The organism is Rummeliibacillus pycnus (genome assembly GCF_002884495.1).
In the GTDB taxonomy this organism is placed as follows: domain Bacteria; phylum Bacillota; class Bacilli; order Bacillales_A; family Planococcaceae; genus Rummeliibacillus; species Rummeliibacillus pycnus.
Map to the genome: position 1 here is coordinate 3,066,683 of NZ_KZ614145.1, position 25,675 is coordinate 3,092,357.

Below are 25,675 nucleotides of genomic sequence, written 5' to 3' on the forward strand. Positions count from 1 at the left end.
GCCACAATACTATTTGAAAGCGTTATGATATACTAAAATCGAAATGATAATCAGAGGAGTGTCTACAGTGATCAATGAACAACAAGTTCGAGAATTAGTAGGAGAATTAAAAGATCCTTTTCTACATAAAACATTGACTGAAACTGGCGGTATTGTTGAAGTTTCAATAAAAGAAGAAAAGGAACATGTTAGTGTAAAAATTGCGATTGCAAAAACAAATACACCTGAACAGCTTGCTCTTCAAATGGAAATAGTTAATGTATTAAAGGGTGCTGGATGCAAAACTGTTGGTATTCGATTCTCAGAACTTTCATCTGAAGCAATTGAAAAATTCCGTGGAACTGCAACACGTGCAGAAGCACAAGATCTATTGTCACCATTAAATAAAGTGAAATTTATTTCCATTGCATCAGGTAAGGGTGGCGTAGGTAAATCTACTGTTTCAGTTAACTTAGCAGTTGCATTATCTCGCCTTGGCAAAAATGTTGGCCTAATTGATGCAGATATCTATGGCTTTAGTGTTCCAGATATGATGGGTGTACAAACAATGCCTGTTGTTGAAGAAAATCGTATTATTCCTGTTGAACGCTTTGGTGTGAAAATGATATCTATGGGATTCTTTGTAGAAAACAATGCACCAGTTGTATGGCGTGGCCCAATGCTTGGTAAAGTGTTGGATCAATTCTTCCGTGATGTAGATTGGGGAGATCTTGATTATTTACTATTAGATTTACCTCCAGGTACAGGGGATGTAGCATTGGATATTCACCAAATGCTACCTGAATCTAACGAAATCGTTGTGACAACTCCACACCCGACAGCAGCATTCGTAGCAGCTCGTGCAGGTGCAATGGCTATTAAGACAGAACATAATATCCTAGGTGTTATTGAAAATATGTCTTGGTTCCAATCTGATGTATCAGGACAACGAGAATATGTATTTGGTCAAGGTGGCGGTCCTAAATTAGCTGACGAACTTCGTACAGAGTTACTAGGACAAATTCCTTTAGGACAACCAGATTGGAATGATGTTGACTTTGCTCCATCTGTTTATGCAAAAAATCACTCTACTGGCCAAACTTATCTTGAAATTGCACAACGTGTAATTGATAAATTAGATAAAGAATAAAAAAGAAAGATGTATCATAAGTATTCACAGATACTTATGATACATCTCTTTATATTGTCAATATGTTGAAGACAAAGTTAACAGTAATTTAGAACGAACTTGAATTTTATTTGCCTTCGCTTTTCCCTTTATTTTCACCACCACCGCCACCACCAGATTTTGATTTTCCCTCTTCTGATGTTTTTTCACCTGCAGATTGAATAAGCTTTGCCCATTTTTCTTGTAGTAGTGGACTATTAATGACCTCTGTAATAACTTTTTCCATTTCCTTTTTAGAATTTGAAGACTTCATAATTTTTTCTAATTGCTTTTGCATATCAGGTTGAGAAAAGAACTGTTCTAAGTCTTTTTGAAATGAAGCATCTTTCATTAAATCTTTAGCTAAATCTTTTTGCTCTTTTTTCATGCTTTTTGCAAAAGTCTCACGGAATTTAGGGTCTTCAAATTGTTTTTTCCAATACTCTTCTGCTTTCTTTGACATTAAAGTTTCCTGTACCGCTTTTTTTACATCATCATGTTCCAATACGAGTAAATCACGCATCGATGGATCCTCTAATATCTTTCGGAATATCTTTTTCCCTTCTTCTGTTTGTAAAGCATCAAGAGTGGATTTTTTTATATCATCGTAGGACTGATTTGGTTGTACGGGAGAGGAGTTAGAGCATCCAGATAGAATAACGAATAGAAGAGTGAAACTTACAGCGGCTTTTTTGTACATTTATACTTCCCTCACTTTCGCATAAGTCGTTTCAATTATTGTTCACAATTGCATTTACTTTATGTACGGATGGAGGGAAGAAATAGATTTTTCCTACATTGGTTGTTAGAATAAAACAAGAACCTGTAAAAAACGGAGGCCTTTTAATCGTGACAATACGAAATTGGTTTAAATTTGCATTTAGAGCACTCATAATTGGTGGAGTTGTTACCGGGTTAATGAGTTTAATCGTTCGTTGGGGAGACTTTTATGCACTACATTTTTCAAAGGGTGAATGGGGAGAAGCATTTGGAGGCCTTTTATGGTTTATCTTTCTTGGTTTTACAATGAGTATGATTTGCCAAATGGGATACTTTGCCTATTTAACAGTACATCAGATTGGTGTTAATATTTGCCGATCATTAACTTTATGGAATTGGGTACAAATATTATTAATAATGATTGCATTGATAGACGTTATAATATTCCGCTTCAAGCCATATGCACACAGCGCTAATGATTGGCTCCTATACATAGGATTATTACTTGTATTAGTTGTAGCAGCAAGTATAACAGCAATTAAAAAAGTTAAAATGACTGGTAAAAAACATATTCTAATTTCAGCATTGTTTTTTATGATTTTTGTTAGCATTATTGAATGGCTCATTGCACTTTGGGTACGATCTTTTGGGGGTAATGAATATATTACATTATTATTATTCCCAATTCTTGCAGTAAATGCGTTCCAATTATTGGAGCTCCCGAAATATAATGCAAAGTCTGCTGAAGATCTAAAAAAACGGGAAGAACGCCGTAAAATACGTAATGGACAAGAAGTAAAAATACTAAATGAAAAATAACTTAGAAGAAAGCCAAAATGATAAGGCAAAACAATAAGGCAAAACAAAATGAAACTGTCGAGTTGTCCTTAAACTTTTTTTGTGCTGGTTCGAAAAGAGATGCTCAAAGTGATTTTGAGCATCTCTTTTTATTCTGGAGATTTTTTCGTTTTAATAGAGTATCCAAAAATAGTTTGTTCTATTGATTGAAAAGAGTTTCTTTCAATTAGTCGATCAATTTGTTTTAGTTGTAACCGTTCTTCTTGGTGGTAAGGGATAGATACAATATCACCTTTTGAAAGCTTTAAATCATCTTGACTTGTTTGGATTTTAGATGCCGCTAACATGTTAATCTGTTCCTTCCATAAAACTTTGGTTACTCCTGGTAGGAAAATATAATCCTTTGTTCTAAACCAAAGAGGTGGTTGCTTCATAATTGTACTAAAAGTGCTAATATCCTTTTCAAGTTGAGAAGGATTCATCTCATAAAAATCACTGCTTTTCCCCAACAGCCCTATTGGAATATTTTTTGATTGAATAACTTTAACAAGAGTAGGAGATCTTTTTAATAAGTCAGTATCTACCATTAATAAAGGATAGGGAGTTTTAATTTCGTTTAACCATTCTATAAACTGCGCATCTGCATAGGACAAATCTATCGTCAAAGACATACCATAAGTTCCTTTTGTAATTACGTTTGGTTCATCTGTTAAACGAAAAACTTCTATTATTGAATTTTTAGAAGGAATAAAAATTAACAGTAAAGCCATCATAACAATTGTCGATATAAGTATTCTTTTAATCAGTATGCTCACCTCATGGGTATATATATGATTGCAATCAACTTTTTAAAACTTTTAACTTATATGTTGACATTTATTTAAAAGGGGCGTATAGTTATCAACGTTGACTCGTTAAGAGAAAACAAACAAATAATAAAACTTAAAACTTCTAATAAAAAAAGTTGTTGACTTTACGAGTTAGATGTGATAAGATTTATAAGTCGTTAAGATAACGATAAGATATGAACCTTGAAAACTGAACAAGCAAACGTTAATCAATAAACTTTGATCACTAACTTCTGTTAGTGACAAGGACAAATTGTTATCAAATAGATAACGCTAGCAAAGCAAATGAGCTTTCAAACTTTACTTTTTATGGAGAGTTTGATCCTGGCTCAGGACGAACGCTGGCGGCGTGCCTAATACATGCAAGTCGAGCGAATGACGAGGAGCTTGCTCCTCTGATTTAGCGGCGGACGGGTGAGTAACACGTGGGCAACCTGCCCTGTAGACTGGGATAACTTCGGGAAACCGGAGCTAATACCGGATAATCCATTTCACCTCATGGTGAAATGCTGAAAGGCGCTTTCGCGTCACTATAGGATGGGCCCGCGGTGCATTAGCTAGTTGGTGGGGTAACGGCCTACCAAGGCGACGATGCATAGCCGACCTGAGAGGGTGATCGGCCACATTGGGACTGAGACACGGCCCAAACTCCTACGGGAGGCAGCAGTAGGGAATCTTCCACAATGGACGAAAGTCTGATGGAGCAACGCCGCGTGAGTGATGAAGGTTTTCGGATCGTAAAACTCTGTTGTAAGGGAAGAACAAGTACGTTAGGAAATGAACGTACCTTGACGGTACCTTATTAGAAAGCCACGGCTAACTACGTGCCAGCAGCCGCGGTAATACGTAGGTGGCAAGCGTTGTCCGGATTTATTGGGCGTAAAGCGCGCGCAGGCGGTTTCTTAAGTCTGATGTGAAAGCCCACGGCTTAACCGTGGAGGGTCATTGGAAACTGGGAGACTTGAGTGCAGAAGAGGAAAGTGGAATTCCAAGTGTAGCGGTGAAATGCGTAGAGATTTGGAGGAACACCAGTGGCGAAGGCGACTTTCTGGTCTGCAACTGACGCTGAGGCGCGAAAGCATGGGGAGCAAACAGGATTAGATACCCTGGTAGTCCATGCCGTAAACGATGAGTGCTAAGTGTTAGGGGGTTTCCGCCCCTTAGTGCTGCAGCTAACGCATTAAGCACTCCGCCTGGGGAGTACGACCGCAAGGTTGAAACTCAAAGGAATTGACGGGGGCCCGCACAAGCGGTGGAGCATGTGGTTTAATTCGAAGCAACGCGAAGAACCTTACCAGGTCTTGACATCCCAGTGACCACTCTAGAGATAGAGTTTTCCCTTCGGGGACATTGGTGACAGGTGGTGCATGGTTGTCGTCAGCTCGTGTCGTGAGATGTTGGGTTAAGTCCCGCAACGAGCGCAACCCTTAATCTTAGTTGCCATCATTTAGTTGGGCACTCTAAGGTGACTGCCGGTGACAAACCGGAGGAAGGTGGGGATGACGTCAAATCATCATGCCCCTTATGACCTGGGCTACACACGTGCTACAATGGACGGTACAAAGAGTCGCTAACTCGCGAGAGCACGCTAATCTCATAAAACCGTTCTCAGTTCGGATTGTAGGCTGCAACTCGCCTACATGAAGCCGGAATCGCTAGTAATCGCGGATCAGCATGCCGCGGTGAATACGTTCCCGGGCCTTGTACACACCGCCCGTCACACCACGAGAGTTTGTAACACCCGAAGTCGGTGAGGTAACCTTTTGGAGCCAGCCGCCGAAGGTGGGATAGATGATTGGGGTGAAGTCGTAACAAGGTAGCCGTATCGGAAGGTGCGGCTGGATCACCTCCTTTCTAAGGAATATTTCGGAATACAGACCTTGGGTCTGTAAGATTAACGGTTGCTGTTCAGTTTTGAAGGCTCATCGCTTTCAAAACTTGTTCTTTGAAAACTGGATAAAACGACATTGAAGAAATTCTTAAGTAACACATTTTTTTATATTAAGTTTTAAATTTTTTAGGCTTAATAACTTGAAAGTTGTAAAAGGTTTCAAGACACGAGTAGTACTAGGAAATGAGTGAGTGAAAACCGGAGTGCACTTTGGTGCATGAGGATTTGAACGAGTGAAATTGACGACGTAATGCGATGTGTATTGAAAACTGAAGGTTAAGTTATTAAGGGCGCATGGCGGATGCCTTGGCACTAGAAGCCGATGAAGGACGGCACTAACACCGATATGCTTCGGGGAGCTGTAAGTAAGCTATGATCCGGAGATTTCCGAATGGGGGAACCCACTGTTCGTAATGGGACAGTATCTTGACGTGAATACATAGCGTCATGATGGCAGACTCAGGGAACTGAAACATCTAAGTACCTGAAGGAAGAGAAAGAAAATTCGATTCCCTTAGTAGCGGCGAGCGAAATGGGAAGAGCCCAAACCAAGAGGCTTGCCTCTTGGGGTTGTAGGACACTCTATACGGAGTTACAAAGGAATGAATTAGACGAAGCGGTTTGGAAAGACCTACCGAAGAAGGTAACAGTCCTGTAGTCAAAAGTTCATTCCCTCCAGAGTGGATCCTGAGTACGGCGGAACACGTGAAATTCCGTCGGAATCTGGGAGGACCATCTCCTAAGGCTAAATACTCTCTAGTGACCGATAGTGAACCAGTACCGTGAGGGAAAGGTGAAAAGCACCCCGGGAGGGGAGTGAAAGAGATCCTGAAACCATGTGCCTACAAGTAGTTAGAGCCCGTTAATGGGTGATAGCGTGCCTTTTGTAGAATGAACCGGCGAGTTACGATTACATGCAAGGTTAAGTTGAAAAGACGGAGCCGTAGCGAAAGCGAGTCTGAATAGGGCGAATGAGTATGTGGTCGTAGACCCGAAACCAGGTGATCTACCCATGTCCAGGGTGAAGGTAAGGTAACACTTACTGGAGGCCCGAACCCACGCACGTTGAAAAGTGCGGGGATGAGGTGTGGGTAGCGGAGAAATTCCAATCGAACTTGGAGATAGCTGGTTCTCTCCGAAATAGCTTTAGGGCTAGCCTCGTGATAGAGAATCCTGGAGGTAGAGCACTGTTTGGACTAGGGGTCCATCCCGGATTACCGAATTCAGACAAACTCCGAATGCCAGTGATTTATGCACGGGAGTCAGACTGCGAGTGATAAGATCCGTAGTCAAAAGGGAAACAGCCCAGACCACCAGCTAAGGTCCCAAAGTAATTGTTAAGTGGAAAAGGATGTGACGTTGCTTAGACAACCAGGATGTTGGCTCAGAAGCAGCCACCATTTAAAGAGTGCGTAATAGCTCACTGGTCGAGTGACGCTGCGCCGAAAATGTATCGGGGCTAAACAATTCACCGAAGCTGTGGATAGACATCTACGATGTCTGTGGTAGGAGAGCGTTCTAAGTGCTGTGAAGTCAGACCGGAAGGACTGGTGGAGCGCTTAGAAGTGAGAATGCCGGTATGAGTAGCGAAAGATGGGTGAGAATCCCATCCACCGAATGACTAAGGTTTCCTGAGGAAGGCTCGTCCTCTCAGGGTTAGTCGGGACCTAAGCCGAGGCCGACAGGCGTAGGCGATGGATAACAGGTTGATATTCCTGTACCACCTCCCTACCATTTGAGTAATGGGGGGACACAGTAGGATAGGGTAAGCGCACTGTTGGTTATGTGCGTCTAAATAGTAAGACGTGAGAGTAGGCAAATCCGCTCTCTATAACGTTGAGCTATGATGGCGAGCTCGTATGAGCGAAGTTCCTGATTTCACACTGTCAAGAAAAGCCTCTAGCGAGGTAGGAGGTGCCCGTACCGCAAACCGACACAGGTAGTCGAGGAGAGAATCCTAAGGTGAGCGAGAGAACTCTCGTTAAGGAACTCGGCAAAATGACCCCGTAACTTCGGGAGAAGGGGTGCTCTAGTAGGGTGCAAGCCCGAGAGAGCCGCAGTGAATAGGCCCAGGCGACTGTTTAGCAAAAACACAGGTCTCTGCAAAACCGTAAGGTGACGTATAGGGGCTGACGCCTGCCCGGTGCTGGAAGGTTAAGGGGATTGCTTAGCGCAAGCGAAGGTGAGAACCGAAGCCCCAGTAAACGGCGGCCGTAACTATAACGGTCCTAAGGTAGCGAAATTCCTTGTCGGGTAAGTTCCGACCCGCACGAAAGGCGTAACGATCTGGGCACTGTCTCAACGAGAGACTCGGTGAAATTATAGTACCTGTGAAGATGCAGGTTACCCGCGACAGGACGGAAAGACCCCGTGGAGCTTTACTGTAGCCTGATATTGAATTTTGGTACAGCTTGTACAGGATAGGTAGGAGCCAGAGAGACCGGAGCGCCAGCTTCGGTGGAGGCGTCCTTGGGATACTACCCCAGCTGTATTGAAATTCTAACCCGTACCCCTAAGCGGGGTAGGAGACAGTGTCAGGCGGACAGTTTGACTGGGGCGGTCGCCTCCTAAAGAGTAACGGAGGCGCCCAAAGGTTCCCTCAGAATGGTTGGAAATCATTCGCAGAGTGTAAAGGCACAAGGGAGCTTGACTGCGAGACCTACAAGTCGAGCAGGGTCGAAAGACGGGCTTAGTGATCCGGTGGTTCCGCATGGAAGGGCCATCGCTCAACGGATAAAAGCTACCCCGGGGATAACAGGCTTATCTCCCCCAAGAGTCCACATCGACGGGGAGGTTTGGCACCTCGATGTCGGCTCATCGCATCCTGGGGCTGTAGTCGGTCCCAAGGGTTGGGCTGTTCGCCCATTAAAGCGGTACGCGAGCTGGGTTCAGAACGTCGTGAGACAGTTCGGTCCCTATCCGTCGTGGGCGTAGGAAATTTGAGAGGAGCTGTCCTTAGTACGAGAGGACCGGGATGGACACACCGCTGGTGTACCAGTTGTTCTGCCAAGAGCATCGCTGGGTAGCTATGTGTGGACGGGATAAGTGCTGAAAGCATCTAAGCATGAAGCCCCCCTCAAGATGAGATTTCCCATTACGCAAGTAAGTAAGATCCCTTGAAGACGACAAGGTAGATAGGTTCGAGGTGGAAGTGTGGTGACACATGGAGCTGACGAATACTAATCGATCGAGGACTTAACCAAAAGTTGATTTAAGAACTTCAATAAACGTTTATCCAGTTTTGAAAGAACAAATCTTTCTATAGATGAGATTTTCAAGATACGAGCAGTACGAGGAAACGAACGAGTGAGAACCGGAGTGTACTTATGTACATGAGGATTCGAATGAGTGAAGTTGACGAAGTAATGCGAAGTAGATTGTAAATCGAAGGTCTAGTAATGATGGCAAAGAGGTCACACCTGTTCCCATGCCGAACACAGAAGTTAAGCTCTTTAGCGCCGATGGTAGTTGGGGGCTGTCCCCCTGCGAGAGTAGGACGTTGCTAGGCACACTAAGGTACTACGGATATTATCAGTAGTACCTTTTTTATATATTAATATAATAAGATTGCAATGATAGTGTAAATACAAAATTTCACAGAAAAAACATCGATTAGACTACAAGCATAAAAAAGAGAAAACATTTAGTAATTTCCGAAAAAAATACTTGCAAGTTTTTAATATCCTGTTATAATAATAAGTGTATTCGAAGTAGCATCATAATAATATTGTTCCGAAGTAGCTCAGTTGGTAGCAGCATCTGACTGTTAATCAGAGGGTCGCAGGTTCGAGTCCTGCCTTCGGAGCCATTTTTTTGTCTGTGCTTCCATAGCTCAGCAGGTAGAGTGCTTCCATGGTAAGGAAGAGGTCACCGGTTCGAGCCCGGTTGGAAGCTTTCAAAATTTATTAGAGGAAAATTGAAATTTTTTCTTAAAAGGGTTGCAAAGATAACTGAAACGTGATATTATAATTCATGTCCTGTTAGAGACACATAATTTTTTGGACGGCCCCTTGGTCAAGCGGTTAAGACACCGCCCTTTCACGGCGGTAACACGAGTTCGAATCTCGTAGGGGTCACCACTTTTAATAAATAAATATTTACCATTTGGAGGATTAGCTCAGCTGGGAGAGCACCTGCCTTACAAGCAGGGGGTCGGCGGTTCGATCCCGTCATCCTCCACCACTGTAACGGAGGGGTAGCGAAGAGGCTAAACGCGGCGGACTGTAAATCCGCTCCTTCGGGTTCGGCAGTTCGAATCTGCCCCCCTCCACCATTTATTGGGGTATAGCCAAGCGGTAAGGCAACGGATTTTGATTCCGTCATGCCCTGGTTCGAATCCAGGTACCCCAGCCATTTTTTATGTTATGAGTCATTAGCTCAGTTGGTAGAGCATCTGACTTTTAATCAGAGGGTCGCTGGTTCGAATCCTGCATGACTCATCATTCATAAATTCAAACCTTCTTCTTATTTATTAAGGAAGAAGGTTTTTTTGTTTTCTATTATCGATGCAAGTTTATCACTAGTTATTTTACCTGTAAGTGATTAGAATTGATCCCTTGGTTTCTATTTCTTTATTTAGTAAGTAAAATAATCTCTTTCTTACTTCTTTTGTATAAAAAGGGTTAGTCATGTTAAAAGAATTTAGAATTGAATAAAAATACAGAAAAATGATAAGTTGAGCCATGAGTATTCCTGCCGTTACAATAGAATTAGCTGACAAAGGGGGGATCAATTCATGGAATCATTAAAAATATCAATGATTGGGGTTCCTATGGATATGGGGCAGTTACGCAGAGGCGTTGATATGGGACCAAGTGCAATTCGCTATGCTGGCGCGGTTGAACGTTTAATAAATATTGGTCATACAGTAATAGATGATGGGGATATCTATATTGACCATTCAAAAAAAGAAAGTTCTACAAATTCAGCATTAAGAAATTTAGAGGCAGTTATTGAAGCAAATACTAAGTTAGCTCAAAAAGTTCATGAAATAGTAGAGAAAGGAAGATTCCCTTTAGTACTGGGTGGTGATCATAGTATTGCGATAGGTACATTAGCTGGAATTTCAGATCACTACGAAAATCTAGGTGTTATTTGGTATGATGCTCACGCAGATATGAATACAAGTGAAACATCACCCTCAGGAAATATTCATGGCATGCCATTAGCTGTTAGCATGGGTATTGGTGATGAAGGTTTGGTAAATATTAAAGGATATGCGCCTAAAGTAAAACCTGAGAATATTGTTATTATCGGTGCACGTTCTATTGATCAGGGTGAGAAGGAATTAATTCGTGAAAAAGGTATAAAAGTATATTCAATGCATGAAATTGATCGTCTAGGCATGACTGATGTTATACAAGATGCAATTATTTATTTAAAAGGTCAAAATGTAGATGGCGTTCATTTATCTCTAGATTTAGATGGCATTGATCCGATATATACTCCAGGAGTAGGAACTCCAGTACCAGGTGGAATAACATACAGAGAAAGTCATCTAGCCATGGAAATGTTGCAAGAATCAGGTTTAGTTACATCTGCAGAATTTGTAGAAGTCAATCCAATACTTGATGAAAGAAATAAAACAGCTGACGTAGCAGTTGCTTTAATGGGTTCATTATTTGGTGAGACTTTAGTTTAAAAAGAATGAGCGGTTTCCCTGTTTTATATCTCCGACTGTAGATAAACTCGAAGAAAATAGAGTTTATCTACAGTTTTTTTCTTTAAAAGATATAAATAAGAAAGGTGATTATAGCTATGATAGATACTTTTTGCGCGCAGTGTTTATTAATTCTCCGGTAGCCTTAATCAGGTGATACATAATTATTTCAATTATGATGAAGTATTTTCTCTTTTAATCTATTTTTTTATATTTTACATGAATGTGTATAAAATGATAAAAGTTGTAAGGTAAAATTGGTATAATAAATATAATATCATAATTTAAAAAATGTGAAACAAAAGTGAAACTAATTGAGAGGTCGTTTCGTATATTATGGACAGCCGCATGGCGGAGGAGAATTCACATGGATGCGTTAATCAACAAAAGAATAAAGCAAGTGCTGAAAGGTGACCAACATGCGTATTCAGATATTGTGAGTCTCTATCAGCAAAAAGTTTATCAAGTATGCTACCGCATGCTTAACAACCAACACGAAGCAGAGGATATAGCACAGGAAGCTTTTATACGTGCATATACAAACTTGCACACTTTCGATTTAAAAAGGAAATTTTCTACCTGGTTATTTCGTATTGCAACAAATTTGTGTATAGACCGAATAAGAAAAAAGAAACCGGACTATTACTTAGATGCAGAAGTTGCAGGTACGGATGGACTCGATATGTATTCTCAGATTTCTTCAACAGATCGGCTCCCTGAAGAAGAGATTGAAAGAATGGAGCTACAAGAAAGAATTCAATATGAAATTAGTGGCTTGCCAGAAAAGTATCGAACCGTCATTATCTTGAAGTATATTGAAGAATTGCCGTTGCAGGAAATTAGCGAAATACTAGATATGCCACTAGGGACTGTGAAAACGCGTATTCACCGAGGGCGTGAAGTGCTTAGAAAGCAATTGAGCAATTTGTAGGGGGTTTTCACTATGGGTAAATGCCCTGACCATATCGTGCGATACATGCATGAATATTTAGATGGGGATATTAGTCGCGAACATGAGCAAGAATTGAAGTCATTTATGAAAGATTGTGATGATTGTCAAAAACATATGCAAGAGTTAACTAGGACAATAGCATTCGTAAAAAGTGCAGCCGTTATTGAAGCACCTTCAAATTTTGTGGAACAAGTGATGCAAAGGCTTCCAAAAACAAAGATGCGTACTGGTGTGCAACGATGGATTCGTAGACATCCAATTTTGGTTGCAGCAGCAATGTTTTGCATTCTGATGAGTGCTTCCCTCTTTTCTGGCTACAATAATGATCAAGAATTTTCATTTTCAAAACAACCTGATTTACAAGTGAAAGGTCAAACTGTAATCGTACCAGAAGGGAAGACGGTTAAAGGCGATATCGTTGTGAAGAATGGTGATATCCTTGTAAAAGGAAAAGTTGATGGCAATATTACGGTTATTAATGGTAAATATATGGCTTCAACTGCAAATGTTACTGGACAGATTGAGGAAGTTGATGAAGTTTTTGAATGGCTTTGGTATAAAATTAAAAGTAGCGTGAAAAGTGCTTGGTCTTTTATTGATAAAAATGAATAAACTAATTGAGAAGTCTACTAATTTAATAGTGGACTTTTCTGCTTCAAACAGGCAGAAAGTAAGGTAGTTGTGCTATACTTAACGTATACGTACTCGCTAGAAAAGTGGGGGATCCACATGTCTTTAATTAATGAATTTACGCAGTTCACCAACAATCAATGGGTAAGAATGGTATTAAACGTCATTGATATTTTATTAGTATGGTTGGTTATATATAATATACTTACTTTGATTCGTGGCACAAAGGCCGTTCAGCTTTTGAAAGGTATTTTTGTGATTGTAATCATTCGAATTATTACCGTTTATTTAGGATTAACAACATTAGCCTGGATGACGCAACAAGTAATTGAATTTGGATTTTTAGCCATCATCATTATTTTCCAACCTGAATTACGTAGAGCGTTGGAACAATTAGGGCGAGGAAAGTTGTTTGCTCGAAGTAATTTACAAGAAGAAGAAGAACAAGCACGGTTGATATCAGCTATGTCTAAATCAGTTAGTTACATGGCAAAACGACGGATTGGCGCCCTTATTTCAATTGAAAGAGAAACCGGATTGAATGATTATATAGAAACAGGTATTCCAATGTTCTCTGAAATCTCATCAGAGTTAATTATCAATATCTTTATTCCAAATACGCCACTTCATGATGGTGCAGTAATTGTACAAAAAAATAAAATAGCAGCTGCAGCTTGTTACTTGCCTCTTTCAGAAAGTCCATTTATTTCAAAAGAGCTTGGAACACGCCATCGCGCTGCAATCGGTATTAGTGAAGTAACGGATGCTGTAACAATTGTAGTTTCAGAGGAGACAGGAGCAATTAGTTTAACGATTAATGGCGATTTGCATCGTGATTTATCGATTGAAGAATTCGAATCACGTTTACAGCGCGCATGGTTTGGCGAATCAACTGCAGCAATCAGTACCTCCAAATGGAACTGGAGGGGGGATAAAAAGTGATGGATAAACTAATTGACAGTCCATGGTTTTTACGAATTACCGCACTCGCATTGACTTTGCTAATGTTCTTTACTGTAAGATCTGAAACAAGTACGGACAAAAATACAACTACCACTTCCGATCGTCAAGCTGAAGTAATTCATGACGTTCCTGTAAAAGTGCTTTATGATGACAAAAACTTAATCGTTACCGGGGTCCCACAGACAGTAGATGTCTCCGTTAAGGGTCCGTTAGCACTTGTATTACAAACAAAAGCGTTTAAGGATTATCAAGTTTACTTAGATCTAAGTAAAGAAACAATCGGAAAACACAAGGTTAAATTCAAATATAAGGGTTTTTCAGATAAGCTCCAAATTCAAATTGAACCATCTACAATAGATGTATCTATAGAGGAAAAAGTGACACGAACCTTTAAAGTGGATCCTGACTTCAACGAAAGTCAATTAGCACCTAATTATTTTGTAAAAACAATGACAGCAAATCCAGATGAAGTTACAGTTACAGGTGCTAAAAGTGTAGTCGATAGTATTGCTTATGTAAAAGCAATGTTATCAGGTGAATCAGGAGTGACAGAGTCCTTTACGAAAGAAGCCCCTGTAAAGGTGCTAGATCGTGATATGAATAAGTTAGATATTACAATTAGCCCATCTACTGTGCCTGTAAAAGTTGACATTGGGGAGTATAATAAGGAAGTGCCGATCTCGTTGAATGTAAAGGGGAATCCCAAAGATGATTTAAACGTAAAATCATTAAAAGCTGATACGAGTCATATTACGTTGTTTGGTCCAAAGAGTGAACTAGATAAAATCAATACATTACCTGTCGATGTAGATGTTTCAAAATTAAAGAAATCTGATGATGTTACAGTAAATTTGACGAAACCAACTGGCGTAACAAAGCTATCAACTAATCAAATAAAAGTACATGTGACACTAGATAATTCTTTAGGCGGCAGCAAAAATGTATTTGATGAAACAACGAATAATCAAAAAGAAAATACAAGTAAAACAACATCTACAGTGATTATTGACAATGTTAAAGTAAGTGTAAAAAATCTAGATAAAGAACAATACACCATTGACAACGAAACAACTAATTATGTTTCAGTATTTGTTACGGGTGATGAGCAAGAAATTGCGAACATAACTGCATCAGATATTCATTTATATGTAGATGCTAATGATGTGAGAGAAGGAACTAATACCTTAGATATTTTAGGAAGTAGTCCTTCTGGTACAACATGGAAGGCCAACCCAAGTTCTATAAAACTAAAAATTAGTCAACTTTCATAAAAAAGTTCGTTCTTAAATTGCATTCAGTTTTGAAGGAGAGAATAACAAAATGGGTAAATATTTCGGAACAGACGGCGTCCGCGGAGTCGCCAATAGTGAGCTAACGCCTGAGTTAGCGTTTAAATTGGGACGGTTTGGTGGATACGTTTTAACGAAAGAAACCACAGAGCGTCCAAAAGTATTAATAGGACGTGATACACGTATATCAGGGGAAATGCTAGAAGGCGCACTTGTTGCAGGTCTATTATCAGTAGGTGCAGAAGTAATGCGCTTAGGTGTAATTAGTACTCCAGGAGTTGCTTATCTTACACGAGTAATGAGTGCACAAGCAGGTGTAATGATTTCAGCATCCCATAATCCTGTTGCTGATAACGGCATAAAATTCTTTGGTCCAGATGGTTTTAAACTCTCAGATGCACAAGAAGCGGAAATAGAAGCTTTACTAGACCAAGAACACGATGACCTACCTCGTCCAACTGGAGCAGACCTAGGTTCTGTGAGTGATTACTTTGAAGGTGGTCAAAAATACATTCAATTTTTGAAACAAACTGTATATGAAGATTTTACAGGTATTCATATTGCATTAGATTGTGCTAATGGTGCAACATCATCCTTAGCTACGCATTTATTTGCGGATTTAGAAGCAGATTTATCAACGATGGGATCTTCTCCAAACGGTTTAAATATTAATGACGGAGTAGGTTCTACACATCCAGAAAAACTTGCCGAATTCGTAGTAGAAAAAGGTGCTGATGTTGGACTGGCATTCGATGGTGATGGTGACCGTTTAATCGCAGTAGATGAGAATGGTAAAATTGTTGATGGTGACCAAATCATGTACATTTGCGCAAAACATTTACATGAAAAAGGGCAGTTAAAACAAGATACAGTCGTATCAACCGTAATGAGTAATATGGGCTTCTACAAAGCTTTAGAAGAACACGGTATGCATAGCGTCCAAACAAAAGTAGGCGACCGTTATGTAGTAGAAGCGATGCGTGAAGGTAATTACAATGTTGGTGGCGAACAATCAGGACATATTGTATTTTTAGACCATAACACAACAGGTGATGGTTTACTTACTGGCTTACAGTTAGTTAATACAATGAAAGTGACAGGCAAAAAATTATCAGAACTTGCATCTGAAATGACTGTCTTCCCACAAAAACTCATTAACGTTCGTGTTACTGATAAACATGCTGTAAAAGAAAATGAAAAAGTAGCAGCTATCATTACACAAGTTGAACAAGAAATGAATGGCGATGGACGTGTCTTAGTAAGACCATCTGGTACAGAGCCATTAGTTCGTGTAATGGTGGAGGCACCATCAAGTGAACTTTGCGAATCTTATTGCACACGAATTGCAGATGTTGTTCGTGATGAAATGGGATTAAAGGATTAATTAGAAATAGGAATGGCATAAGAACAATTCCTTATACAAATAGAGCAAAGGAGATATTCTCATAGAACTTTTGAGAATATCTCCTTTTTTTAATACTTGGCGCTACTTGTAAAAGACTTCAAAGAAGTACTCCATGTGTTTAAAAACACCAAATTGCGGAAGGATATAAATACAGGTTGGACTAATTATAGAATGGTTAAATTAAAATTTGTGAAGTAGTCAGAAAGAATCTTTTTTATAAAAAGTGCAACAAAATTGGAATATGTTACGTATTATATAATGATTCATTATTTTTTGTAATTGTAAACCTTTTCAATGCATGTTTGTAATTGACTATGGAAAGTGTTTTAAGTATGATGAAACTGCTGATGAATTTAAAAGGTCTAACCTCTAAATTTTATAAGTAAACTGCTAAGGAGGATTGTCGTCAAGTATAAATCGGAAAAACAATTATAGCGCCAGTACTGAAGAAATCAAACGTACAATCTTCAGTAGACGAGGTGGAGGAGTATCGAATTTTTCGGCGGATGCCTCCCGATCGCCAATGCCCGATCGTTAGCTTACTTTTAAATTACTCAAGCAATTGAGTAGACAAAGAAGTAAGAAGGCAAAATAGCAGCTACAAAATAAGTGTACTTCGCCTATTAAGGAGGAGTGGATTTCTTGTGGCTAATTTTGCAAAGCTCGGAGGAAAATTAAATGTGTGGAATTGTAGGTTATAATGGCTTTCTCGATGCCAAAGAAATTTTATTAAAAGGTTTAGAAAAACTAGAGTATCGCGGATATGATTCTGCTGGTATTGCGTTAAGTAATGCTGAAGGTGTATCCGTTTTTAAAGAAAAAGGTCGTATTGCAGATTTACGTAAAGTAGTAGATCCAAAAGTAGAAGCAACTGTTGGGATTGGACATACACGTTGGGCAACTCATGGTGTCCCAAATCGTCGCAATGCTCACCCTCATCAAAGTGCTTCAGGTCGTTTTACTTTAGTACACAATGGGGTATTAGAAAATTATCACCTATTACAAGATGAATTTTTACAAGGTGTTGAAATGCAATCTGAAACAGATACAGAAGTGCTTGTGCAACTTGTAGAAAAATTTGTGAAGGACAGTATGACAACTGAAGAAGCTTTCCGTCACACATTATCACTTGTACACGGTTCTTATGCACTTGCATTATTGGATGCAGAAAACCCAGACACTATCTTTGTAGCGAAAAACAAAAGTCCATTGCTTGTAGGTGTAGGCGAAGGCTTTAATGTTGTCGCATCTGATGCAATGGCAATGTTACAAGTTACAAACCAATTCATCGAATTACAAGACAAAGAAGTTGTCATTGTAACAAAAGAATCTGTAACAATTAAAAAACTAGATGGCACTGTAGTGGAACGTGCTCCATTTACAGCTGAGCTAGATATGAGCGATATCGAAAAAGGCACATATCCTCACTACATGCTAAAAGAAATCGACGAACAACCAGGTGTTGTCCGTAAAATTATCCAAGCTTACCAAAATGAAGAAGGCAAATTGTCAATCCCTTCTGAAATTGCGGAAGCATTACATGAAGCAGATCGTTTATATATTATTGCAGCAGGCACAAGTTATCATGCTGGTCTTGTTGGAAAACAATACTTTGAAAAAATCGCAGGCATCCCTGTAGAAGTTCATATTTCAAGTGAATTTGGCTACAATATGCCGCTATTATCGAAAAAACCATTCTTCATCTTCATCTCACAATCAGGTGAAACAGCTGACAGTCGTCAAGTGCTAGTGAAGATTAAAGAACTTGGTTATCCAGCATTAACGATTACAAATGTACCTGGCTCTACTTTATCTCGTGAAGCAGATTACACATTGTTATTACATGCAGGTCCTGAAATTGCTGTAGCATCAACAAAAGCTTACGTAGCACAAGTTGCAGTTCTTGCTATCGTTGCTTATGTAGAAGCTCAATCACAAGGTAAACAACCAGACTTTGATCTAAAAGCAGAACTTGCAATAGCTGCAAATGGCATTCAATCAATGGTTGATGACAAGGATCAATTGAAAAAGATTTCTGATTCATTCTTACCGACAACACGTAATGCGTTCTTCATCGGTCGTATCGTAGACTTCTACGTAAGCCTTGAAGGTGCATTAAAACTAAAAGAAATCTCTTACATCCAAGCAGAAGGGTTTGCAGGTGGCGAACTAAAACATGGTACGATTGCTCTAATTGAAGAGGGCACACCAGTATTCGCTCTAATCACTCAAAAAGACGTAAGCCTGAACCTTCGCGGAAACGTAAAAGAAGTCGTAGCACGTGGCGCCAACCCATGTATCATCTCAATGGAAGGTATGGAAGAAGCAGGCGACACAATCGTCTTACCACAAGTGCATCAGCTTCTAACACCACTTGTTTCTGTTGTAGCTTTACAACTCATCAGCTACTATGCAGCACTATACCGTGGATGTGATGTGGATAAACCACGTAACTTGGCTAAATCCGTCACGGTTGAGTAGTTTTAGTTTATTAGCCGAGTGTTGTTATGGCTAATGTTTAACCCCTTTGGATATGATTATCCAAAGGGGTATTTTTATGTCCAAAGAGCAAGGGCATCTAATATTCAAAAAAAGAAGTGGTGCCTTCTTAACGGAATTAAGCTTTTTCCTTAATATAAGTTTTTACAGTGGGAGGATTGTAAGTAGATATTTGATTGAGCAGTTCCTTTGGCTCTTCATTTACAATTGCCATCGAACGGTATTGTTCATGCAAAAATTTCTCATCAGCCATATGATTAAATAGCGTGATGAGCGGATCATAATAGTGATTAATATTTAAGAGACCACATGGCTTACGATGAAGACCTAATTGAGCCCATGTAAAAACTTCAAAGAACTCTTCTAATGTTCCTGGTCCACCAGGTAAAGCTATAAATCCATCTGCCAAATCAGCCATCTTTGCTTTTCTTTCATGCATAGAATCTACGACGATCAATTCTGATAAATTCTGATGAGATATCTCTCTCTTTTCCAAAAAACTTGGCATAACACCAATTACATACCCGCCTTCTTCTAAAACGGCATTTGCTACAGCCCCCATGACTCCAACACTAGCGCCACCATAAACAAGTGTAATATTACGCTTTGCAAGTTCTTTACCAAGCTTTTTTGCACCTTCTATATATACATCTGATGCTCCATTACTTGATCCACAAAATATAGCTAACCTTTTCATTCCATCTCCTCCTAAAAATATCAGACAATATTATACAAGACTTTCAGTACTTTGTTAAACTAATAATTGAATTGGAGGTCAGATAAAAATGAATGTAACTGAATTTCAGCAATGGGTAAAGAGTTATTATGAAAGTAGGGGCTGGTCTGAGTTAGATATTTTTATTCGTATAGGGTTTTTAGCAGAAGAAACGGGTGAGGTTGCACGAGCAATAAGAGCCCTTGAGATAGGTAGAGATAGACCGGATGAAGTAAAGGGAACTTATGAGGAAAATCGACAGGAGTTAACTGAAGAGTTAGGTGATGTATTAGGTAATCTAATTGTGATCGCAAACAGGTACGATATCCCTCTAGAAGAAGTTTTTCATTCACATAAAAAGAAACTATTAGAACGTTATTCTAATGATAGATACGGTAATGTATAAATTTTCGAAGGCTTATCATAAAATGGGGGAGATAAAGAGTTAAATTCTCAAAAAAATAAAGATATTATTAGACAGACTTTATTCTAAAAGGAGATGTTGTATGTCTGATGTATTAGGACTGATATTAACCATTATTTTAGAAGTGATTGTGTTTGGTCTATTCAATTATTATACTTTCAAACTTTCTCAAAAAAATGCTGTAAAAAGGATATGGGCGGGTGTTATCTTCCTTCTGTTGTCACCACTTATCTTCTTCGGTACTTTATTTTTTGTATTAATCTTTGATGAAGGCGGTTGGGGGGCAGGAATATTAACTGTTGTTTTTACGGGGCTTTATATTATAAATGGCGTTTTTGTATTGTTGTCTTCTATACGTTTATATTTTGTTAAGAACTGATATTTATAAAGTGTATTTAAGATAGTTAAAAGTTTAACTAAATATATTTTAATCTAAAGGATAAGGCGATAGAATCGAAAAGGAGAATATGAATTGTTTAGCTTAAACTAAAAGAGTGAATTTTTATTATTAAATAATGTAATAGTTTTCTTATAAGAGTGAAAAATTAAAATATACTACACAATTAACTGTCTTATGTGGACAGTTTCTTTTTTTGGTCTTGGAGGGTTGTCGTTTCGTAGAAATATTGATAAGATACTAAAATTACTATATAAAATAAAAAATTTATGTTATAAGGAGATTTTGCCATGACATCGAAAATACCTTTTTCAACATATGCGGTAATTGGAACAATGCTTTTTGGGATGTTCTTTGGAGCAGGTAATTTAATATTCCCAATCCAACTTGGTCAGTTAGCGGGTACACATTTTTGGACAGCGCTGATTGGTTTCTTAGTGACGGCAATCGGTCTACCATTTATGGGGATTCTAGCAATTGGTTTATCAGGTAGTAATGGTTTACGTGACTTAGGTAATCGTGTCCATCCAGTGTTTGGACTTGTTTTTTCATTAGCACTTTATTTAACAATTGGGCCATTCTTTGCGATTCCACGTACAGCTACAGTACCATTTGCAGTAGGGATTCAGCCTTATGTGTCATCAAGCCATGTACCTTTGGCGCTCGGTTTGTTTAGTTTGGTGTTCTTTGCAATTGTTTATTATTTCTCATTAAATCCAGCGAAAATTATGGATTATATCGGCAAATATTTAACACCTGCATTTTTAGTTTTCTTATTTATTTTGATTATTACAAGTATTATTTTTCCTATGGGTAGCTTCAAAAGTCCAGTAGGAGATTATGTGAATCAAGCATTTATGACAGGTTTTAAAGAAGGATACAATACAATGGATGCTCTTGCATCATTAGCTTTTGGTATTGTCGTGATTAATGCCATCAAGAGTAAAGGCATTACAAGTACAAAGGAAATAGCAAAGGCAACTTGGAAATCAGGAATCTTCGCTATGTTACTGATGATGCTTATTTATGGCTTTATCACTTTTATGGGAGCAACAAGTGTAAAAGCTGTTGGATCATTTGAAAACGGTGGCTTGATTTTTGCTGCTGTTGCGAAGCATTATTTCGGTTCATTCGGTGGCATTCTATTAGCAATCATCATTGTTTTAGCATGTTTAAAAACAAGTATTGGGTTGATTACTTCATGTAGTGAATTCTTCCATGAAGTGTTCCCTAAAGTAAGTTATAAATGGTTTGTATTCATTTTAAGTTTTATATCATTTGTTATTGCAAACTTTGGTTTAGATAATATTATCCTATTTGCGATTCCTGTCTTAATGTTCTTATATCCATTAGCAATCGTCATTATTTTATTGACATTAATTGCACCTTTATTTAAAGCGAGCCGTAGCGTTTATGCAGTTTCGATGTTTTTAACATTCTTTGTCAGTCTGATTGACGGATATAAAGCATTAGTTGAAAGATTACCTAAAGCACAAGTGGGCTTTTTAGATTCAATTGAAAAGTTCTATGCAAACGTGTTACCTTTTTATGAAATTGGTTTAGGCTGGTTAATTCCTGCCATTATCGGTGCGTTGATTGGTTACATTTATGCTCTGATTAAGAAGTCTTAATTGCTATTGAAAGTAGTTGGAAGATTCTTTAGTCCAAATCTATAATTTCTAATGGCCTCTTGGAATGTATTTCTAAGAGGCTTTTCTTCTGTTTTCTTGCGGTTTCTGAAAAAGATTTAATCGGGGATAATTATATATAATTAGTATAGTGTACAAAATCTATTTGATGTAGGAGTGGTGAACGAGTAATGATTACAAGATGTGCGTGGGTACAAACAAAAGAACCATTATATGTCGAGTATCATGATCAAGAATGGGGAGTTCCTGTTTACGATGATCGGATATTGTTTGAAATGCTATGCCTAGAAGGGGCACAAGCAGGCCTCAGTTGGTGGACAATCTTACAAAAAAGAGAAAATTACCGAAAGGCTTTTGATGGTTTTGAAGCAGAGAAAATTGTTAAGTATACAGACGACAAATTACAAGAATTGGTGGAAAATAAGGGGATTGTTCGAAATAAAATGAAAATCCGAAGCGTCGTAACAAATGCAATGGCCTTTTTGAAGATTCAAAAAGAGTATGGTTCATTTTCTAGTTATATATGGAGCTTTGTAGATAATCAGCCAATTCTCAATCATTGGCAAACAGAAAAAGACGTACCTACTTCAAATGAAATAAGTGATAAAATGAGCAAGCAGTTAAAAAAGGATGGATTTAAGTTTGTTGGAAGTACAATTTGCTATTCCTATATGCAAGCTGTAGGAATGGTGAATGACCACATAGTTAAATGTTGCTGCCATCCATCTCATCATTAAAATGCAAAATAATGAAGATAAATAATGTGAAAAAGCAGAATGAAGAGAAAATCTCCGTTCTGCTTTAATCTCTAGGATGCTAGATTGTTGCATGTTTTGTCATTTTTTTAAGTTTTATTTCAACAAGTCCAAGTAAGATCAATCCCACGATACAGCAAGTAATCATTATACCGGTAACTCCATTCCAACCATTTGCATCGTAGAAGTGGCCGCCAATTGTACCGATTACACTTGAGCCAATATAATAAAACAATAGGTAAAGAGAAGATGCATAAGCTTTTGCTGTTGGAATAGCAGAGTTACTTACCCAGCCGCTTACTATGTTGTGCCAGGCGAAGAAGCCGCATGATAGGATAAATAAACCGGCTAGCGCAACGGGTAAGAAATGCACAGCAGTTAAACAGATCCCAATTAGAGCAATTATAAGGCTTGCACAGAGCATTTGAGCACGTGAATAACGATCACTTAATTTGCCGACGGTCATAGACCCTATTGAGCCCATTAATTGAAAGATAAAGATAAAACCGACGAGTGTTTGACTTAATCCAAAATCCTTTATTAATGGAAAGCCGATATAGTTAAACATCGCAACATAAACGCCTAGTGCAAGGAAGCCAAGTCCGTAAAAATACCAAAGCTTTGTATCCTTACATGCTGCGATGATACCGCTGATCCAATTTTTGAAAGAAAATTCTTGCGATACAAAATGTTTAGATGGCTCCACTAAGAATATAAACACAATCGAAAGTATCATTGTTAAAGTACCAAGGACAAATACAGCAACATGCCAATTGGATAAATCCAGAACAGAGCTAGAAACTATTCGACCAAGGAAACCACCAAAGCCACTACCTGTAATATAGACAGCGAGTGATTTAGGAAATTGGTTGCCAGACAACTCTTCTGCTAAATACGTAACTGCAATAGCCGGGAAGCCAGCTGTTGCAAATCCTTCAATAGCCCGAAGGATTAAAAGCACTTCAAAGTTCGGCGCAAAGCCAACTAGTAAATAGATCACGGATGAACTTACTAGTGAAAATACCATTATGTTTTTGCGTCCCCATGTATTAGAAACGGCTGCCATGACAAGCATGCCAAATGCAAGTGTAAAAGTTGAAATGGATAATGCCAAACTTGCTTCTGATGCGCTCATATGGAAGTCTTGCGTAAAATGTTGGATGAAAGTTTGAGGTCCGTAAAGATTTGCAAAGGTTACAAGACTCCCAATTAACATCCCCCATGTAATTTTGGTTGTTTTGGATTCTTCTGAAACATCCATTCAATTTTCCCTCCTACAGCTACTAATGTACGCCGATATATTCATAACGTCTAATATTGAGTTATTATTGATTTAATAACTACTGTTTATTAAAGGAGGTATTTTTCTTTGGAAATGCATCAGCTGCGCTATTTTCAAGTGATTGCTCAAACCAAAAATTATAATCAGGCAGCGCATCTTTTACATGTATCACAGCCTGCACTGACAAAGGCTATTCATAAATTGGAGGAAGAACTCGGGATTCCATTATTTAATCGAATTGGTCGTTCAATTGATATTAGTATCTATGGAGAGAAATTTCTAAGCTATGTGGAGGAAAGTCTACAGCTACTTGATCGTGGCGTACAGGAGATTCAAAGTATGAAGGATCCACTACAAGGGACGATTCGACTTGCTTTTTTACAAACCATTGGTACAACGATTTTACCAGGGATTCTGAGAAGATTTAAGGAATGTTATCCAGATGTACAGTTTGATTTGCAACAATGTAATTCACAAAGAGCATTAGAACTTGTTGAAAATAATGAAGTCGATTTATGCCTTGTAACGAATTTTAGTCGTTCTTTTGGTGAATCAAACTGGGTGCCTATTAAAATGGAGCAGCTTTATGGCTATTGCTCCATCAATCATCCATTGAGTAGAGAAAAATCCATTTCCATTCAAGCATTACGAGATGAGCCTTTTATCGGCTATAAAGATCATTTATTGATGCAAAAACAAGTGATGAAATGGTGTCGTGATGCTGGATTCACACCCAATATTGTTTTTCAAGGAACAGAGGTGCCAACGATTGCTGGCCTTATTTCAGCTAACTTAGGAATTGGGATTTTACCTTATTATTCAGGTTTAGAAGCATTACCGGTACATCGGTTCGAAATTTCGGATATTGACTGTGTACGGGAAGTAGGACTAGCGTGGAAGGCAGATACAACATTAAGTGCATCTGCACAATTGTTTATAGAATTTACAAGTTCGAATTATGAGTAAAAGGTGATTCGTAATGTGAATCACCAAATAAGAAAAGGATGGGTTTATTTTTCCATCCTTTTTATATATAGATGTTTATGATGTTATGAAACTTACAAGTATTGAAGTTGCTCTAAAGGTATTTTTGCTACAATTTCATAGCCATTTCCTCTTCCGAGAGGTTTCACCACTACAGTTCCCATGTAAGGGATGTTCCCTAATCCAACACCGCTTGGAAAGCTATGTGCGACAATTACTTTATTTTTCCCTATACTTGGTGGTATTTCTAATTCTGATCGAAGATTGTTTAAAATCCTTTCTTGTTCCCACCAGTTTAAGTGATCACCTAGTTGAAAAATTTCATAACCTATTGGATCTACTTGGACATTCATTTCACCAAAGGCTAGTGCAGCCGTTTCCCTCGTTCTGCATAAGGGGCTAGCATAGACAGGGGATTCAATGGGGATATACAAACGCCGTAAAGTATCTCCATAAAGCATGGCTTGTCTTCTTCCTGTATCACTTAGATTTCTTTGCGTATAGCAATTATTGAAGTCGAGATATGGTTGATCCGTCCCTACATTAGCTTCCCCATGCCTAGCATACAAAATATATCCACCTTGTTGGAGAGCCTTTAGTAATGAATGTTCTCCACCTGCGTATTGTGGGTAGTTCAATTTTATTTCTCCCTCCGATTAAATGCATAT

The 25,675-nt window shown here is 38.7% G+C and carries 19 protein-coding genes, 7 tRNA genes and 3 rRNA genes; 24 read left to right on the forward strand and 5 right to left on the reverse strand.

What is annotated here, in order from left to right; all coding sequences use genetic code 11:
* Nucleotides 1-67 precede the first annotated feature (67 nt).
* Nucleotides 68-1,129, forward strand: coding sequence for an Mrp/NBP35 family ATP-binding protein (locus CEF14_RS14995; protein WP_170061525.1), 1,062 nt, complete (start codon nt 68-70; stop codon nt 1,127-1,129).
* A gap of 106 nt (nt 1,130-1,235) precedes the next feature.
* Here the strand turns inward: CEF14_RS14995 and gerD are convergent, their stop codons facing one another.
* Nucleotides 1,236-1,847, reverse strand: coding sequence for a spore germination lipoprotein GerD (gerD, locus tag CEF14_RS15000; protein ID WP_102693579.1), 612 nt, complete (start codon nt 1,845-1,847; stop codon nt 1,236-1,238).
* A 149-nt stretch (nt 1,848-1,996) separates the two neighbouring features.
* Here gerD and CEF14_RS15005 point away from each other — a divergent pair, with 149 nt between their 5' ends.
* Nucleotides 1,997-2,686 carry a KinB-signaling pathway activation protein gene (locus CEF14_RS15005; RefSeq protein ID WP_102694425.1) on the forward strand — a complete coding sequence of 230 codons (690 nt, stop codon included), beginning with the start codon at nt 1,997-1,999 and terminating at the stop codon, nt 2,684-2,686.
* Nucleotides 2,687-2,814: 128 nt separating this feature from the next.
* On the opposite strand, the gene CEF14_RS15010 is transcribed toward CEF14_RS15005, so the two are convergent.
* The gene (locus tag CEF14_RS15010; RefSeq protein ID WP_211284624.1) at nt 2,815-3,435 is read right to left on the reverse strand and encodes a hypothetical protein; all 621 of its coding nucleotides are present in this window, start codon (nt 3,433-3,435) and stop codon (nt 2,815-2,817) included.
* A 384-nt stretch (nt 3,436-3,819) separates the two neighbouring features.
* Between CEF14_RS15010 and CEF14_RS15015 the strand changes: the two genes are divergently transcribed.
* From CEF14_RS15015 to glmS, 17 genes are all read left to right on the forward strand, one after another.
* Nucleotides 3,820-5,367, forward strand: a 16S ribosomal RNA gene (locus CEF14_RS15015).
* 311 nt (nt 5,368-5,678) lie between these two features.
* A 23S ribosomal RNA gene (locus CEF14_RS15020) occupies nt 5,679-8,607 on the forward strand.
* Between the two features lie 188 nt (nt 8,608-8,795).
* Nucleotides 8,796-8,912 (forward strand): 5S ribosomal RNA (gene rrf, locus CEF14_RS15025).
* The 16S, 23S and 5S rRNA genes sit together here with 7 tRNA genes alongside, the layout of an rRNA operon.
* A 223-nt stretch (nt 8,913-9,135) precedes the next feature.
* A tRNA-Asn gene (locus CEF14_RS15030) sits at nt 9,136-9,212 on the forward strand.
* Between the two features lie 13 nt (nt 9,213-9,225).
* Nucleotides 9,226-9,298, forward strand: a tRNA-Thr gene (locus CEF14_RS15035).
* Between the two features lie 110 nt (nt 9,299-9,408).
* Nucleotides 9,409-9,483, forward strand: a tRNA-Glu gene (locus tag CEF14_RS15040).
* Between the two features lie 27 nt (nt 9,484-9,510).
* Nucleotides 9,511-9,586, forward strand: a tRNA-Val gene (locus CEF14_RS15045).
* A 7-nt stretch (nt 9,587-9,593) separates the two neighbouring features.
* Nucleotides 9,594-9,677, forward strand: a tRNA-Tyr gene (locus tag CEF14_RS15050).
* A gap of 5 nt (nt 9,678-9,682) precedes the next feature.
* Nucleotides 9,683-9,757, forward strand: a tRNA-Gln gene (locus CEF14_RS15055).
* 13 nt (nt 9,758-9,770) lie between these two features.
* A tRNA-Lys gene (locus tag CEF14_RS15060) sits at nt 9,771-9,843 on the forward strand.
* Nucleotides 9,844-10,139: 296 nt separating this feature from the next.
* Nucleotides 10,140-11,045: an arginase gene (gene rocF / locus CEF14_RS15065; protein WP_102693581.1), complete on the forward strand. Its 906-nt coding sequence runs from the start codon at nt 10,140-10,142 to the stop codon at nt 11,043-11,045.
* Nucleotides 11,046-11,430: 385 nt separating this feature from the next.
* Nucleotides 11,431-11,994 (forward strand): RNA polymerase sigma factor SigW, encoded by a 564-nt coding sequence (gene sigW / locus CEF14_RS15070; RefSeq protein ID WP_102693582.1) that lies wholly within the window; start codon nt 11,431-11,433, stop codon nt 11,992-11,994.
* Between the two features lie 12 nt (nt 11,995-12,006).
* Nucleotides 12,007-12,627: an anti-sigma factor family protein gene (locus tag CEF14_RS15075; RefSeq protein ID WP_102693583.1), complete on the forward strand. Its 621-nt coding sequence runs from the start codon at nt 12,007-12,009 to the stop codon at nt 12,625-12,627.
* Between the two features lie 117 nt (nt 12,628-12,744).
* A complete protein-coding gene (cdaA, locus tag CEF14_RS15080; protein WP_102693584.1) occupies nt 12,745-13,587 on the forward strand; it encodes a diadenylate cyclase CdaA in 843 nt (280 codons plus the stop codon).
* Nucleotides 13,587-14,879 (forward strand): CdaR family protein, encoded by a 1,293-nt coding sequence (locus tag CEF14_RS15085; RefSeq protein ID WP_102693585.1) that lies wholly within the window; start codon nt 13,587-13,589, stop codon nt 14,877-14,879. The genes cdaA and CEF14_RS15085 overlap by 1 nt, the downstream gene beginning before the upstream one ends.
* Nucleotides 14,880-14,928: 49 nt before the next feature.
* Nucleotides 14,929-16,281 carry a phosphoglucosamine mutase gene (gene glmM, locus CEF14_RS15090; protein ID WP_102693586.1) on the forward strand — a complete coding sequence of 451 codons (1,353 nt, stop codon included), beginning with the start codon at nt 14,929-14,931 and terminating at the stop codon, nt 16,279-16,281.
* A 699-nt stretch (nt 16,282-16,980) separates the two neighbouring features.
* Nucleotides 16,981-18,783 carry a glutamine--fructose-6-phosphate transaminase (isomerizing) gene (gene glmS, locus CEF14_RS15095; protein ID WP_102693587.1) on the forward strand — a complete coding sequence of 601 codons (1,803 nt, stop codon included), beginning with the start codon at nt 16,981-16,983 and terminating at the stop codon, nt 18,781-18,783.
* Between the two features lie 136 nt (nt 18,784-18,919).
* Here glmS and CEF14_RS15100 read toward each other — a convergent pair whose 3' ends face one another.
* On the reverse strand, nt 18,920-19,498 hold the full coding sequence (locus CEF14_RS15100) for an LOG family protein (protein WP_102693588.1): 579 nt from the start codon (nt 19,496-19,498) through the stop codon (nt 18,920-18,922).
* Between the two features lie 88 nt (nt 19,499-19,586).
* On the opposite strand from CEF14_RS15100, the gene CEF14_RS15105 reads away from it, so the two are divergent.
* The 4 genes from CEF14_RS15105 to CEF14_RS15120 all read left to right on the forward strand — a co-directional run bounded on the left by CEF14_RS15105 (nt 19,587) and on the right by CEF14_RS15120 (nt 22,723).
* Complete coding sequence (locus CEF14_RS15105; protein ID WP_102693589.1) at nt 19,587-19,922, forward strand: MazG nucleotide pyrophosphohydrolase domain-containing protein; 336 nt, start codon at nt 19,587-19,589, stop codon at nt 19,920-19,922.
* Nucleotides 19,923-20,022: 100 nt separating this feature from the next.
* The gene (locus CEF14_RS15110) at nt 20,023-20,319 is read left to right on the forward strand and encodes a hypothetical protein (protein WP_102693590.1); all 297 of its coding nucleotides are present in this window, start codon (nt 20,023-20,025) and stop codon (nt 20,317-20,319) included.
* Between the two features lie 308 nt (nt 20,320-20,627).
* Nucleotides 20,628-21,968, forward strand: a complete 1,341-nt coding sequence (gene brnQ, locus CEF14_RS15115; protein WP_102693591.1) for a branched-chain amino acid transport system II carrier protein — start codon at nt 20,628-20,630, stop codon at nt 21,966-21,968.
* A 191-nt stretch (nt 21,969-22,159) separates the two neighbouring features.
* Nucleotides 22,160-22,723 (forward strand): DNA-3-methyladenine glycosylase I, encoded by a 564-nt coding sequence (locus CEF14_RS15120; protein ID WP_211284681.1) that lies wholly within the window; start codon nt 22,160-22,162, stop codon nt 22,721-22,723.
* 79 nt (nt 22,724-22,802) lie between these two features.
* Here CEF14_RS15120 and CEF14_RS15125 read toward each other — a convergent pair whose 3' ends face one another.
* Complete coding sequence (locus CEF14_RS15125) at nt 22,803-24,002, reverse strand: MFS transporter (RefSeq protein WP_102693593.1); 1,200 nt, start codon at nt 24,000-24,002, stop codon at nt 22,803-22,805.
* Between the two features lie 114 nt (nt 24,003-24,116).
* Between CEF14_RS15125 and CEF14_RS15130 the strand changes: the two genes are divergently transcribed.
* Nucleotides 24,117-24,989 carry a LysR family transcriptional regulator gene (locus CEF14_RS15130; protein WP_245890277.1) on the forward strand — a complete coding sequence of 291 codons (873 nt, stop codon included), beginning with the start codon at nt 24,117-24,119 and terminating at the stop codon, nt 24,987-24,989.
* Nucleotides 24,990-25,081: 92 nt separating this feature from the next.
* Here the strand turns inward: CEF14_RS15130 and CEF14_RS15135 are convergent, their stop codons facing one another.
* A complete protein-coding gene (locus tag CEF14_RS15135; RefSeq protein ID WP_102693595.1) occupies nt 25,082-25,645 on the reverse strand; it encodes a histidine phosphatase family protein in 564 nt (187 codons plus the stop codon).
* Between the last annotated feature and the right edge of the window lie 30 nt (nt 25,646-25,675).

What these genes read in the sequence shown, in the direction of transcription:
- cdaA (WP_102693584.1), top strand. Translation starts at nt 12,745, where the DNA reads ATGTCTTTAATTAATGAATTTACGCAGTTCACCAACAATCAATGGGTA.
- glmM (WP_102693586.1), top strand. Translation starts at nt 14,929, where the DNA reads ATGGGTAAATATTTCGGAACAGACGGCGTCCGCGGAGTCGCCAATAGT.
- CEF14_RS15130 (WP_245890277.1), top strand. Translation starts at nt 24,117, where the DNA reads ATGCATCAGCTGCGCTATTTTCAAGTGATTGCTCAAACCAAAAATTAT.
- CEF14_RS15010 (WP_211284624.1), bottom strand. Translation starts at nt 3,435, where the DNA reads ATGGCTTTACTGTTAATTTTTATTCCTTCTAAAAATTCAATAATAGAA.
- CEF14_RS15085 (WP_102693585.1), top strand. Translation starts at nt 13,587, where the DNA reads ATGGATAAACTAATTGACAGTCCATGGTTTTTACGAATTACCGCACTC.
- CEF14_RS15105 (WP_102693589.1), top strand. Translation starts at nt 19,587, where the DNA reads ATGAATGTAACTGAATTTCAGCAATGGGTAAAGAGTTATTATGAAAGT.
- CEF14_RS15125 (WP_102693593.1), bottom strand. Translation starts at nt 24,002, where the DNA reads ATGGATGTTTCAGAAGAATCCAAAACAACCAAAATTACATGGGGGATG.
- sigW (WP_102693582.1), top strand. Translation starts at nt 11,431, where the DNA reads ATGGATGCGTTAATCAACAAAAGAATAAAGCAAGTGCTGAAAGGTGAC.
- CEF14_RS15110 (WP_102693590.1), top strand. Translation starts at nt 20,023, where the DNA reads ATGTCTGATGTATTAGGACTGATATTAACCATTATTTTAGAAGTGATT.
- gerD (WP_102693579.1), bottom strand. Translation starts at nt 1,847, where the DNA reads ATGTACAAAAAAGCCGCTGTAAGTTTCACTCTTCTATTCGTTATTCTA.
- brnQ (WP_102693591.1), top strand. Translation starts at nt 20,628, where the DNA reads ATGACATCGAAAATACCTTTTTCAACATATGCGGTAATTGGAACAATG.
- glmS (WP_102693587.1), top strand. Translation starts at nt 16,981, where the DNA reads ATGTGTGGAATTGTAGGTTATAATGGCTTTCTCGATGCCAAAGAAATT.
- CEF14_RS15100 (WP_102693588.1), bottom strand. Translation starts at nt 19,498, where the DNA reads ATGAAAAGGTTAGCTATATTTTGTGGATCAAGTAATGGAGCATCAGAT.
- rocF (WP_102693581.1), top strand. Translation starts at nt 10,140, where the DNA reads ATGGAATCATTAAAAATATCAATGATTGGGGTTCCTATGGATATGGGG.
- CEF14_RS15075 (WP_102693583.1), top strand. Translation starts at nt 12,007, where the DNA reads ATGGGTAAATGCCCTGACCATATCGTGCGATACATGCATGAATATTTA.